A 12,658-nucleotide genomic window follows, 5' to 3' on the forward strand; every position below is an offset into this window, starting at 1 on the left:
GCGGTGGTCACTTGACGCTGCCGGCGGTCAGACCGGCCTTCCAGTGCCGCTGCAGCGAGACGAAGGCGACGATCAGGGGGATGACGGCGAGGAGCGAGCCGGTGACGACGAGCGGATAGAAGCTCGGCTCGCCATGGGTGTTGGTGTTCCAGGAGTACAGGCCGAGGCTCAGCGGGAAGAGCTTGCGGTCCGAGAGCATCACGAGGGGGAGGAAGAAGTTGTTCCAGATCGCGGTGAACTGGAAGAGGAAGACGGTCACGAAGCCCGGCATGACCATGCGCAGCCCGATGGACCAGAAGACGCGCAACTCGCCGGCTCCGTCGATACGGGCGGCCTCCAGGGCCTCGTTCGGTATGTAGCCGGTGCTGAACACCCGGGCGAGATACACGCCGAACGGGTTGACCAGCACCGGGATCAGCACGGACCAGTAGGTGTTGACCAGGCCGGTCTTGGAGGCCAGGAGATACATCGGCAGGGCGAGCGCCGTGGTGGGGACGAGCACGCCCATCAGCACGAGGCCGAACAGCTTCTCCTTGCCCCGGAATTCGTACTTGTCGAAGGCGTACCCCGCGGCGACGCAGATCAGCGAGCAGACGATCGCCCCGCCGCCCGCGTAGAGAAGGCTGTTGAGGTACCAGCGGAAGTAGATCCCGTCGCCGTAGGAGGCCAGGTTCGACAGGTTCTCGCCGAGGTTGAAGCCCTCGAAGGAGAACGCGTTGCCCGCGAGCAGTCCGCCGGTGTCCTTCGTGGCGGCGGTGACCAGCCAGACGAGGGGGAAGAGCATGTAGACGACGGCGAGCAGCAGGAAGCCGTTGACCGCGGTCTTCGACATCCAGCGGCTTCGGGAGGCGGGGGAGTTCATGCTTTCTTGCCCTTCCGGCCGGTGAAGCGGGTGACGACGAAGGACAACAGCGCGGCCGTGAGCGCAAGCAGGATGGAGGCGGCCGCGGCGAGACCGTAGTCGTTGCGTTCGAAGGCCGCGGTGTAGGCGTACATGTTCGGCGTCCAGGTGGAGGTGACGGCGGAGCCGGTTCCCTTGTTGAGGATCAGCGGCTCGGTGAACAGCTGGAGCGAGCCGATGACCGTGAACAGCGCGACCATCACGACCGAGGCGCGGATCAACGGCACCTTGATGCTGAGCGCGACGCGCCAGGCTCCGGCCCCGTCGACCGTGGCCGCTTCGAGTACGGAGCGGTCGATGGCCTGCAACGCGGCATAGAAGATCACCATGTTGTAGCCGAGCCATTCCCACAGGGCGATGTTGACGACGGAGGGGAGGGCGCCCTCGGGCGAGAAGAAGTCGAAGCCGATGCCGCCGGACTCCATGGCGCTGACCACCGGGCTGAGCTGGGGCGTGTAGAGGTACACCCAGATCAGCGCGGCGATGATGCCGGGCACGGCGTGTGGCAGGAAGAGCGCGAGCTGGAAGAACCTGCGGGCGCGGGCCAGCGCGGAGTCCAGCAGCAGGGCGAGGGCGAGGGCCCCGATGAGCAGCAGCGGAATGTAGAAGAGGCAGTATCCGAGGAGTACGCCGAAGCCCTCGCGGAACGCCCGGTCGCCCAGGGCCGCCGTGTAGTTGTCGAGTCCGCTGAAGACGGTCTCGGTGCCGCCGAAGCCCAGGCCGGACTGTTTCTCGGTGAACAGGCTGAGCCAGACCGCGTATCCGATCGGCAGCACCATGACCACGGTGAACAGTACGAAGAAGGGCCCCAGCAGGATGGCGGCGGCTCTGGTCGTCCGGGCGCGCTTCATCAGCCTGCGTCCTCGACCTTCAGACCGCGCTTCTTCAGCTCGGCGACCGTGGCGTCGTGCCCGGCCTTCACGGCGTCCTTGATGGTGGTGCCACCGCTCGCGACCTTGCCGAACTGGTCCTTCATGGTGGTGTTCGTGGTGCCGGTCGTCGGGCCCCAGTTCCAGTCGGGGCCGATGGACGCGGCGGCGCCCTCGAACACCTGGTAGATGTCCTCGCCGCCGTAGAAGCCGGCGTCGAAGGACTTCTTCGCCACCGGGCGCAGCGCCGCAGCGGCCGGGAAGGCGCTCGACGTGCCGGACTCGATGCGGGCCTTGATGCCTTCCTCGGTGGTCGACATCCAGGTGGCGAACTCGACCGCGGCCTCGGCCTTCTTGCTGGTCTTCGTCACCGCGAAGGTGGAGCCGCCGAGCATGCCGCTGGCCGGCTTGCCGTCCCAGCTGGGCATCGGGGCGACGGCCCACTTGCCGCTCTGCTCGGGCAGCGTGCCCTTGAGGACGCCCGCGCCCCAGGCGGCGCCGAGGTAGCCGACGGTGCCGCCGTTCTTGAGCGAGTTGGTCCACTCGGGGCTGAACGAGGCGTTGGCGCGGATCAGGTCGTCGTCGAGCAGACCCTGCCAGTAGTCGGCGACCTTGTTGGTGGCCGCGTCGGCCGTGCTGACCTTCCAGGTGTCGCCCTCGGGCTTGTACCACTGGGCGCCCGCCTGCCAGGCCATCGCCTGGAACGTGGTCGGGTCGTCGGGGAAGAAGGTGCCGATGCGGGCGTTCTTGTCGGCCTTCTTCACCTTCTCGGCGGCCTTGCGGAAGTCGGCCCAGGTCTTGGGGACCTCGACGCCGTACTTCTTGAACAGGTCCTTGCGGTAGTAGAAGGACTGCGGGGAGGCGTCGAACGGGACAGCCCAGTTCTTGCCGCCGAGCGTGGTCAGTTCGACCGCCTGCGGCAGCAGCTTCTTCCTGATGTCCTCGGTGAAGTACTGGCCGATGTCCTGGAGCGCGCCCTGGCTGACGTACTCCGGAAGCTGCGGGTACTCGATGGAGACCAGGTCGGGGGCGTTGCCCGCCTTGACCGCGTTGGAGATCTTGGCGTAGCCGCCCGCGTTGCCGGACGGGATCTCCTCGTAGACCACCTTGATGTTCTTGTGCGAGGCGTTGAACGCGTCGACGACCTCCTTGGACCCCTTGGTCCAGCCCCAGAAGGTGATGCTGACGGGCTTGCCGTCGCTTCCGGCGGCGGTCTTGTCGTCGCCGCTGCCGCCACAGGCCGTGAGAACGGCGAGGGCGGTGGCGGCGCCGACTACGGCGAGGGACGTTCTGCTCGAACTGCGGCTCACAGCGAGGCTCCTGAACAGGCGACGACATTGGCGTTGGCCGTGATCCTTGGACCAGCCGTGACCGAAGTCAAGAGCGAAAGAGCGATTGAGCGAAAAAAGATCAAACAAGTTGCGTACGGAAGTGGGTGGAATGCTTTGCGTGAGGGGTTCGCGAGCACCGCGGGAAGGCCGGCTCAGGAGCACGCTCCGAGGTCACCGTCTGCGTCTGTGCCTGCGTCCGCCGTCCGCGGCCTACGGGAGGGGCGCCCCGCACGAGTCCCGGACCCGCAGCTGCGGCAGCAGCGTCAGATGGCGCCGGGGTGTGCCGGCGCCCTGGCCGAGCCGCTCGACCAGCAGTTCCGTGGCATGGCGGCCCACGTCGCGCTTGGGCGGCGCCACCGCGGTGAGCGGGGTGTCCGCGAGCGCGGCCACCTCGTCGTCGTAGGCGATCAGCGCCAGGTCGTCCGGCACCCGTACGCCCAGTTCGGCCAGGCGCTGCACGACCTGGATCGCGTCCACGTCGTTGTGGATCAGCGCTGCCGTCGCCACGCCCGAGCGGACCGCCTCGCGCAGTGCCTGCACGGCCTGCTCGAAGGCGTCCGGAGCGAGTTCCGCCGGTACGGACTCGATCACGTCCTGCGGTGCGTCCAGCCCGAGCAGGGCCAGGGCCTCCGCGTACCCGGACCGCACCGCGACGGCGGTCGGGGAGTCCGCGCGGGCCATCAGCAGCGGCGCCCCGTGCCCGAGGTCCACCAGGTGGCGCACGGCGAGCAGCACCCCGTGCGCGTGGTCCGAGCAGACCCGGTCCAGGCCGTCCAGCGGGGAGCCCGCGGTGGGCCTGCGCTCCAGCAGGACGGTCGGCACCGGCAGCGAGGCGATCCAGTCGCCGAACGCGGCCGGATCGCCGGGGTGCTGCCAGCCAGGGGCGACCAGCAGGCCCTCCGCTCCGGCCGAGAGCAGGCCCTCGGTGCGGGCCTGGTCCTCCTGCGGCCGGTAGTCGGAGATCCGCAGGATCAGCCGGGCCCCGGCGCGGGCGGCCGCCTCATGGGCCCCGCGGATGACCTCCGCGAAGTAGTACGTCGACGAGGGCGCGAGCATGCCGAGGACCATGCGGCTGCCGGACCCCGCGGCCGACGCGGGGGCGGCGTCCTGCGGCCAGGAGACCGAGCCGTGGACCCGGTCGAGCAGGCCCCGGCCGGCCAGCTCCTCCACGTCCCGGCGCACGGTGACGGGCGAGACCCCCAGCTGCGAGGCCAGGTCCGAGACCCGGGCCGAGCCCCGTTCCCGCACCAGTCCCAGCAGGCGGTCATGTCGTTCAGCAGCACTTTCGCGCACAGCGGCAGTCCCCTCGCAGTGTGTGGCCCGGTCCCCGGTCCGGCCGATGCCGGGGCCGTTCTCCGACCCTAGAGCAACGTGATCGAACGATGGGAGTTTCGATCATTCAAACGCAATCCATTGACGTTCGATCAATCCGAGTCCAGGATTCCGGCGATGCCGACTCGTCCCGTCACTGACTGTTCGCACGGAGGAATTGTGAGACATCGCGTCACCGCCGCGGCGCTCGTGGCCCTGACAGCCGCCGCCGGGCTGACCGTCGCCGGTCAGAGTGCCGCACAGGCCGCACCCGCCGGCCGCACCTTCCATGTCGACTGTGCCGCCGCGCCGGCCGGTGCCACTGGAGGCAAGCAGCACCCCTGGACCACGCTCGCCGAGGCCAATGCGCACACCTACGGACCCGGCGACCGGCTGCTCTTCAAGCGCGGCGCCACCTGCACCGGCACCCTCGCCCCGCAGGGCACCGGCTCCGCCCGCGCCCCGTTCACCATCGCCGACTACGGGAACGGCCCGGCCCGCGCCAGGCTCGACGGAGCGGGCGCCCACGATGTCGTCCTGCTCTCCAACACGCAGTACGTGCACCTGAAGGCCCTGGAGATCACCAACGCCGACAACCCCGGCAGCGAGCGCAACGGCGTCCGCCTCCGCCTCATCGACTACGGCGTCGCCCGCGGCTTCGACGTCTCCGGCCTCTACATCCACGATGTGCGCGGCGGTGACTACAAGACGGTGTCCGGCTCCAGCGCGATCCATGTCGCGGTCGAGGGCACGGCGAAGGCCAGCTGGTACGACGGCCTGGACATCGGGCACAACCGCATCGAGGACGTCGACCGCGAGGGGATCTACTTCAAGTCGACGTTCTCCAAGCGCGATCTGGTCGGCCAGCAGCAGGACCCGAACGTCTACCCGGGGGAGTGGACGCCCAGCACCGGAGTCCGCGTCCACCACAACACGCTGAAGTCCCTGGCCGGCGACGGCATGAAGCTCGACACCACCAGTGGCGCCCGCGTCGACCACAACCGGGTCGACGGCTTCCAGCTCCGCTCGCCCTCCGCCAACGCGGGCATCTGGACCTTCAACACCGACGACACGACCGTCGAGTACAACGAGGTCTCGGGCGGCGGAAACACTCACGACGGAATGTCCTTCGACGCCGATGGTGCCTCGCAGAACACGGTCTTCCAGTACAACTACAGCCACGACAACAAGGGCGGCTTCCTGCTGATCTGCCCCTACAGCGGCGCAAAGACCATCGGCACGGTCGCCCGCTACAACGTGAGCCGTGACGACGGCGCCCGCCTGATCCAGAACTGCTGGGGCCCGATCCTCGGCACGGAGATCCACAACAACACCTTCCACAACAAGGAGCAGATCCCCGGATACCTCGTCCAGGACGACGCCGGCAGCCCGGCCACCACCCAGCACGAACTGTCCATCCGCAACAACGTCTTCGTGAGCGAGGGCACCGGCGGCTACGCCTTCAAGAACCCGACGGCCGGGCTCTCCTTCGACCACAACGCCTTCTACGGCATCGACATGACGCGTCCCGACCCCGGTGGCATCACGGCCGACCCGAAGCTCCGTACGGACTTCCGGCTCGGCGCGGGCTCGCCCGCCCTCGCCGCCGGAGCCGTCATCGAGAACAACGGCGGCAAGGACTACTTCGGCAACGTGCTGAAGCCCGGCGCCCCCAACATCGGCGCCTACGCGGGCCGGGGAGTGCGGTAACCGACCGCTCACTGAGGACCGTACTTGCGGCCTGTCTTGGAGGTGACCCCTCCGAGCAGGCCGCGCGGCGTCAGCTTCACGAGCCCCATCAACGCCTTGTACCGCGGGTCCGGCACCGAGACCGACTTGCCGCGCGCCAGGTCCACCAGGGCCGCCGCCACGAGCTTGTCCGCGTCGAGCCACATCCAGCCGGGGATGTTGCCGGTCCCCATCCCGGCCCGCTGGTGGAACTCCGTCCGTACGAAACCGGGGCACAGCGCCATCAGCCGCACCCCCGAACCCGCCAGGTCCTTCGCCGCGCCCTGGGTGAACTGCACGACCCACGCCTTGGACGCGCCGTACGTCCCGCGCGGCACGAACGCCGCCACCGAGGCCACGTTGACGACCCCGCCCCGCCCGCGCTCCCGCATCCCGGCCGCGGCCGCCGAGGTCAGCCGCAGCACCGCCTCACAGTGCACCTTCAGCATGTTCAGCTCGTCGGCCATGGGCACGTCCAGATAGCGGCCCTTGTTGCCGAACCCGGCGTTGTTGACCAGCAGATCGACCGGTTGGTGACGGTCCGTCAAGCGGTCCTCGACCGCGGCGATCCCCTTGTCCTCGGACAGGTCGGCCCGGAGCACCTCGGCCTCGATGCCGTGCCGGTCGTGCAGCTCGGTCGCCTGCTCGCGCAGCCGCTCGGTGTCGCGTGCCACCAACACCAGGTTGTGCCCGTCGGCCGCCAGCCGCCGCGCGAAGGCGGCTCCGATCCCCGCGGTCGCGCCCGTAATCAGTGCAGTCGTCATACGCGGCACGTTAGTGCCTGTCCGGCGGATCACGGCCGGACAGGCACCGGTGCCCCGCGCACCCCTGCGATCAGCCGCCCGCCGTCTCCTTCGCCACGTACTTCAGCGCGGCATCCAGCGTCTCGGGATGCAGCGTGTCGCGCGCCGCGAGCAGCTCCGGGAGCAGTTCGCGCCGCGTCGTCGTGGCCCGGAACTCCAGGTCCACGGTGACGTCGTGGCCGGGCCGGTGCACGATCTCGACCGGGTCCCCGGCACGGATCGCGCCCGGCTCGATCACCCGCAGATACGCGCCGGGGGCGGCCGCCCGCGTGAACCGCCTGACCCAGCCGCGCTCGTCGAGATGAGCGGCGAACGTACGGCACGGAATCCGGCTCGACGCGACCTCCAGCACCAGTTCCGGGCCGATCCGCCAGCGCTCGCCGATCTTCGCGCCGCTCACGTCCAGCCCGCTGGTCGTCAGATTCTCGCCGAACGCGCCATTGGGCAGCGGCCGGCCGAGCTCCCGCTCCCAGGCGTCGAGCTCCTCACGGGCGAAGGCGTACACGGCCTGGTCGGAGCCGCCGTGATGACGCAGATCGCACACCGCGTCCCCGGCCAGTCCGCTGCCGCCGGTGCCCTTGGGGCCGGGGTCGGTGACCTGTACCGGGCCGTCGACCGGCTGCTTGTCGATCCCGGTCGCGCCGCCGGGGGCGTCGGTGTAGTCGACGGTCTTGGGTCGTCCCACGTTCACGGTGAGCAACTTCATCGGCTTCATGCGGGAAACGCTAACCATGCCGGCCCCAAAGATGCACAGCAATAATTCGCATCCGATCCAAGAGCAGCTTATGGTTGAAGCGTGATCGAAGCTCGTCATCTCCGTGTCCTGCGCGCCGTGGCCGCCACCGGCTCGTTCTCCGCCGCCGCCCGCGAACTGGGCTGCACCCAGCCCGCGGTGAGCCAGCAGATGAAGGTGCTGGAGGCCTCCGCGGGGACCATCCTGCTGATCCGCACGGGACGCGAGATGCGGCTCACCCAGGCGGGCGAGGCCCTCGTCCGGCACGCCTCCGGCATCCTCGCCGGGCTCACCGCCGCCGAGGAGGAGGTCGCCGCGATCGCCGGACTGCGGGCCGGCCGGGTCCGGCTGGTCTCCTTTCCCAGTGGCAGCTCCACGCTGGTCCCGGGCGCCCTCGCGGCGCTGCGCGCGGCCCACCCCGGCACCCGGGTCTCCCTGGTCGAGGCCGAGCCGCCGCGCTCGGTCGAGATGCTGCGCGAGGGCGACTGCGACATCGCGCTGGCGTTCCGTTACGGCGTCCCCGGCGCCGAGTGGGACGACCTGGTCGTGCGCCCGCTGCTCACCGACCGGCTGATCGGCCTGGTCCCCGAGGGGCACCGGCTGTCCGGTTCGGCGGCGGTCGGCATCGCCGAACTGGCCGAGGAGCCGTGGATCGCGGGCTGCCCGCGCTGCCGCCGCCAGCTGGTGGAGGTCTGCGAGGAGTCCGGCTTCACGCCCCGGATCGACTTCGCCACCGACGACTACCCGGCGGTCGTCGGTCTCGTCGGCGCCGGACTGGGGGTGGCCGTACTGCCGGAGCTGGCGATCGAGTCGGTGCGTCCCAAGGGGGCCCGCACGGTGACGGTGGAACCGGCCATCGAGCGCGAGATCGTCGCCCTGACCCTGCCCGACCTGGCCCAGGTGCCGGCGGTGGCGGCCACCCTGGACCGGCTGTCCCTGGCCGCCGCACGCTGACGGGGGCCTGCCTGTGGCCCGGCCCCCCTCCGTGGCCGGGTGAAGTGCGGAAACGTTTTTCTATTTGGTGGGCGGGGCGGGCGGCGTCAGCCGTGCCCCGACGGGGACGGAAGGCCCGACGGCGCCGCCGCGATCAGACGATTGCGGGCCCGCCCCATGAGCTCCTCGCGCTCGTCCTCGGTCAGTCCGCCCCATACTCCGTAGGGTTCTCGTACCGCGAGTGCGTGGGCCGCGCACTCGGCACGCACCGGGCATCGCATACAGACCTCTTTTGCCGAGTTCTCGCGGGCGCTTCGTGCCGCCCCGCGTTCACCCTCCGGGTGGAAGAACAGCGAGCTGTCGACCCCGCGGCAGGCCGCCAACAGTTGCCAGTCCCACAGATCGGCGTTGGGTCCGGGAAGGCGGGAGAAATCTGCCATTGCTTGTCCCCTCGAAACCTTGCTGTGTCGGAATCGTCGTTGTCGTCCATTGGTGACCGTGTTCATGACACTTACATCTACGGTGTAAGTAGATGTAAATATGACTGATTGCGAATCTAGCCACAGACACCAGCAAAAGGGAAGAAAACCCGCTAAATGGGGCATATCTTTATCTGGAGTTTCGGTTGACTGTTGGATGATCCGCGCCGCTCTCCTCTGTGCACGCGTCCTCACGTAGAGTGCCGAACCCGGCCGTCCGACCCGTAACTCTTTCGAGTGACCGTCGTTGAGAGGGCGGAGGCGGTTGACAGAAAAAGCGATCGGGCAGGTGTCCGAGAGCGTCAACCGCTCAGGTGACGACTTGTAACAGCCTGGAGGCTCAAGGTGACGCGCATCAGCTGCGGAGGACGGTCATGACATCCGTCCTCGTCTGCGACGACTCCCCGCTTGCCCGAGAAGCGCTTCGTCGCGCGGTCGCGACCGTGCCCGGCGTCGAGCGTGTGACGACGGCGGCCAACGGCGAGGAAGTCCTCCGCCGCTGGGGTGCCGACCGTTCGGATCTGATTCTGATGGACGTACGCATGCCCGGTCTGGGGGGTGTGGAGACGGTCCGGCGGCTGCTCTCCGCCGATCCCGGCGCCAGGATCATCATGCTGACCGTCGCCGAGGACCTGGACGGTGTCGCGCTCGCGGTCGCCGCCGGGGCCCGCGGCTATCTGCACAAGGACGCCTCCCGCGCGGAGTTGCGGGCCACCGTCACCCAGGCGCTGGCCGATCCGACGTGGCGGCTCGCCCCGCGTCGGCTGCGGTCGGCCGAGATGGGTGCGGCGCCGACGCTCACCGCGCGTGAGATCCAGGTGCTCGAAGGGATGAGCCACGGCCGCTCGAACGCCGAGATCGGCCGTGAGCTGTTCCTCTCCGAGGACACGGTGAAGACGCACGCCAGGCGTCTGTTCAAGAAACTCGGCGCCTCGGACCGGGCGCACGCCGTCGCGCTCGGCTTCCGCTGGGGCCTGGTCCGCTGAGGTCCTGCCATGGCCGGCAGTCGTGCGGTCCCCCGTCCGCCCACCGGCGGACGGGGGTGATCTGACCGACGTGCGCGGGGCGGGCTCCGCGCCGCCGGTGGTGCCCTCCGCGCCGCCGGCATGTGACGCTTCCCGGCCGATGCCGCATCCTTGAGACGTGGAGTTCCTCGGGAACGATTCGGTCGAGCGGAAGGGGAGGGCGCAGGACATGACTTCCGGCGCACCCGCTCATAACGCTTCGGTGCACAACTACGGACGCGGCGGAGCGGAAGACGCGGCTCCGAGGCACCATGGTCCGATGCGCGACGACGAGACGACGGTGATCGGTGCACTGGTGCACCGTGCTGTCGAGGGGGACGCGCAGGCCACCCATGATCTGCTGGCCCATGTCCACCCCCTCGCGCTGCGCTACTGCAGGTCCCGGCTGAACCGGTTGCCCGGTGATGCCCGCCACTTCGTGGAGGACCTGGCGCAGGAGGTCTGTGTCGCGGTGCTGATGGCGCTGCCGCGCTACAAGGACACCGGCAGACCCTTCGAAGCCTTCGTCTTCGCCATCGCGGGCCACAAGGTCGCCGACCTCCAACGGGCCGCCATGCGCCACCCGGGATCGACGGCCGTGCCCTCCGACGAGATGCCCGAGCGCCCCGACGACTCGCTCGGTCCCGAGGAGCGCGCCCTGCTCAGCAGCGATGCCGCCTGGGCCAAGAAGCTTCTCGCCAACCTCCCGGACAACCAGCGCGAGCTGCTCGTTCTGCGGGTCGCGGTCGGCCTGACCGCGGAGGAGACCGGACAGATGCTCGGCATGTCACCGGGTGCGGTCCGGGTCGCCCAGCACCGGGCGCTGAGCAGGCTGCGGGCCCTCGCGGAGCAGTGAGCCGACTCCCGTCGCGGCCCGTACGAAGCTACAGAACCTCTAGGTGATCTTGCTCGTGGAATGAGACACCCCCGAAGGCCGTTAGCATGGACATCCGCACCGATCAAGGCCATTTGGGGAAGGTGTCATGACTGCAAACGTCGACGGAGTGCCCGAGAAATTCGCGACGCTCGGGCTGACATACGACGACGTGCTGCTGCTGCCCGGCGCGTCCGACATGGCGCCCGACCAGATCGACACCTCCTCGTACATCTCCAGGAACGTGCGGGTGAACATCCCGCTGCTCTCCGCCGCGATGGACAAGGTCACCGAGGCCCGCATGGCGATCGCCATGGCCCGGCAGGGCGGCGCCGGTGTGCTGCACCGCAACCTCTCCATCGCCGACCAGGCCAACCAGGTCGACCTGGTCAAGCGCTCCGAGTCCGGCATGGTGACCGACCCGATCACGGTGCACCCGGACGCGACGCTGCGCGACGCCGACGAGCTGTGCGCCAAGTTCCGCATCAGCGGCGTCCCGGTCACGGATGCCGCGGGCAAGCTGCTCGGCATCGTCACCAACCGTGACATGGCCTTCGAGTCGGACCGTACGCGCCAGGTGCGCGAGGTCATGACGCCGATGCCGCTGGTCACCGGCAAGGTCGGCATCTCCGGCGTGGACGCCATGGAACTGCTGCGCCGCCACAAGATCGAGAAGCTTCCGCTGGTCGACGACGCGGGGGTCCTCAAGGGCCTCATCACCGTCAAGGACTTCGTCAAGGCCGAGCAGTACCCGAACGCCGCCAAGGACAAGGAAGGCCGGCTGCTGGTCGGCGCGGCCGTCGGGGTCGCGGGCGACGCCTTCGAGCGGGCCCAGGCGCTCATCGAGGCGGGCGTCGACTTCATCGTCGTCGACACCGCCCACGGTCACTCCCGGCTGGTCGGCGACATGGTCGCCAAGATCAAGTCGAACGCCTCCGGCGTCGACGTCATCGGCGGCAACATCGCCACCCGTGACGGCGCCCAGTCGCTGATCGACGCCGGTGCCGACGGCATCAAGGTCGGCGTCGGCCCCGGCTCCATCTGCACCACCCGTGTCGTCGCAGGCATCGGCGTCCCGCAGGTCACCGCCATCTACGAGGCCTCGCTCGCCGCCAAGGCGGCCGGCGTCCCGGTCATCGGCGACGGCGGCCTGCAGTACTCCGGCGACATCGCCAAGGCCCTGGTGGCCGGCGCGGACACCGTGATGCTCGGCTCGCTGCTGGCGGGCTGCGAGGAGTCCCCGGGCGAGCTGCTCTTCATCAACGGCAAGCAGTTCAAGTCGTACCGCGGCATGGGTTCGCTCGCCGCGATGCAGACCCGTGGCGACCGCAAGTCCTTCTCCAAGGACCGCTACTTCCAGGAGGGCGTCGCCTCCGACGAGAAGCTGGTCCCCGAGGGCATCGAGGGCCAGGTCCCCTACCGCGGCCCGCTCTCGGCGGTCGTCCACCAGCTCACCGGCGGCCTGCGCCAGTCGATGTTCTACGTCGGCGGGCGTACCGTACCGGAGCTCCAGGCCAACGGCCGGTTCGTCCGGATCACCTCGGCGGGGCTCAAGGAGAGCCACCCGCACGACATCCAGATGACGGTCGAAGCGCCGAACTACAGCAGGAAGTAACGCGTCAGCGCAGCTGAGGGGCGGCCCGGGGTTCCCGGGACCGCCCCTCAGTCGTGTGTCGGGGATACTGGACAGCG

12 protein-coding genes are annotated in these 12,658 nt (G+C 69.3%); 5 read left to right on the forward strand and 7 right to left on the reverse strand.

The features are described from left to right. Positions 1-7 precede the first annotated feature (7 nt). From ABZ826_RS03690 to ABZ826_RS03705, 4 genes are all read right to left on the reverse strand, one after another. On the reverse strand, positions 8-862 hold the full coding sequence (locus tag ABZ826_RS03690; RefSeq protein ID WP_361441553.1) for a carbohydrate ABC transporter permease: 855 nt from the start codon (positions 860-862) through the stop codon (positions 8-10). Further along, on the reverse strand, positions 859-1,752 hold the full coding sequence (locus ABZ826_RS03695) for a sugar ABC transporter permease (RefSeq protein WP_361441556.1): 894 nt from the start codon (positions 1,750-1,752) through the stop codon (positions 859-861). Before ABZ826_RS03695 ends, ABZ826_RS03690 begins: the two co-directional genes overlap by 4 nt. After that, positions 1,752-3,080, reverse strand: a complete 1,329-nt coding sequence (locus ABZ826_RS03700) for a sugar ABC transporter substrate-binding protein (protein WP_361441559.1) — start codon at positions 3,078-3,080, stop codon at positions 1,752-1,754. Before ABZ826_RS03700 ends, ABZ826_RS03695 begins: the two co-directional genes overlap by 1 nt. A 231-nt stretch (positions 3,081-3,311) precedes the next feature. After that, the gene (locus tag ABZ826_RS03705; protein WP_361441562.1) at positions 3,312-4,394 is read right to left on the reverse strand and encodes a substrate-binding domain-containing protein; all 1,083 of its coding nucleotides are present in this window, start codon (positions 4,392-4,394) and stop codon (positions 3,312-3,314) included. 198 nt (positions 4,395-4,592) lie between these two features. Between ABZ826_RS03705 and ABZ826_RS03710 the strand changes: the two genes are divergently transcribed. Continuing rightward, positions 4,593-6,122, forward strand: a complete 1,530-nt coding sequence (locus ABZ826_RS03710) for a right-handed parallel beta-helix repeat-containing protein (RefSeq protein WP_361441565.1) — start codon at positions 4,593-4,595, stop codon at positions 6,120-6,122. Between the two features lie 8 nt (positions 6,123-6,130). Here ABZ826_RS03710 and ABZ826_RS03715 read toward each other — a convergent pair whose 3' ends face one another. Beyond that, positions 6,131-6,904 carry an SDR family oxidoreductase gene (locus ABZ826_RS03715; RefSeq protein ID WP_361441568.1) on the reverse strand — a complete coding sequence of 258 codons (774 nt, stop codon included), beginning with the start codon at positions 6,902-6,904 and terminating at the stop codon, positions 6,131-6,133. Positions 6,905-6,974: 70 nt separating this feature from the next. Beyond that, a complete protein-coding gene (locus ABZ826_RS03720) occupies positions 6,975-7,649 on the reverse strand; it encodes an MOSC domain-containing protein (RefSeq protein ID WP_361441819.1) in 675 nt (224 codons plus the stop codon). 90 nt (positions 7,650-7,739) lie between these two features. Between ABZ826_RS03720 and ABZ826_RS03725 the strand changes: the two genes are divergently transcribed. Then, positions 7,740-8,630 (forward strand): LysR family transcriptional regulator, encoded by an 891-nt coding sequence (locus ABZ826_RS03725; RefSeq protein WP_361441571.1) that lies wholly within the window; start codon positions 7,740-7,742, stop codon positions 8,628-8,630. 86 nt (positions 8,631-8,716) lie between these two features. Here ABZ826_RS03725 and ABZ826_RS03730 read toward each other — a convergent pair whose 3' ends face one another. Then, positions 8,717-9,049, reverse strand: a complete 333-nt coding sequence (locus tag ABZ826_RS03730; protein WP_361441574.1) for a WhiB family transcriptional regulator — start codon at positions 9,047-9,049, stop codon at positions 8,717-8,719. A gap of 413 nt (positions 9,050-9,462) precedes the next feature. Here ABZ826_RS03730 and ABZ826_RS03735 point away from each other — a divergent pair, with 413 nt between their 5' ends. From ABZ826_RS03735 to guaB, 3 genes are all read left to right on the forward strand, one after another. Beyond that, entirely contained in the window at positions 9,463-10,074 is a 612-nt protein-coding gene (locus tag ABZ826_RS03735; RefSeq protein WP_003948568.1) for a response regulator transcription factor, read from the forward strand. A gap of 298 nt (positions 10,075-10,372) precedes the next feature. Further along, the gene (locus ABZ826_RS03740) at positions 10,373-10,948 is read left to right on the forward strand and encodes a sigma-70 family RNA polymerase sigma factor (protein WP_093893485.1); all 576 of its coding nucleotides are present in this window, start codon (positions 10,373-10,375) and stop codon (positions 10,946-10,948) included. A gap of 127 nt (positions 10,949-11,075) precedes the next feature. Further along, complete coding sequence (gene guaB / locus ABZ826_RS03745) at positions 11,076-12,581, forward strand: IMP dehydrogenase (RefSeq protein ID WP_361441578.1); 1,506 nt, start codon at positions 11,076-11,078, stop codon at positions 12,579-12,581. The last annotated feature ends 77 nt before the right edge of the window (positions 12,582-12,658 follow it).

Origin of the sequence: Streptomyces sp. NPDC047515, from assembly GCF_040643055.1 — a bacterium.
Lineage (GTDB): Bacteria > Actinomycetota > Actinomycetes > Streptomycetales > Streptomycetaceae > Streptomyces.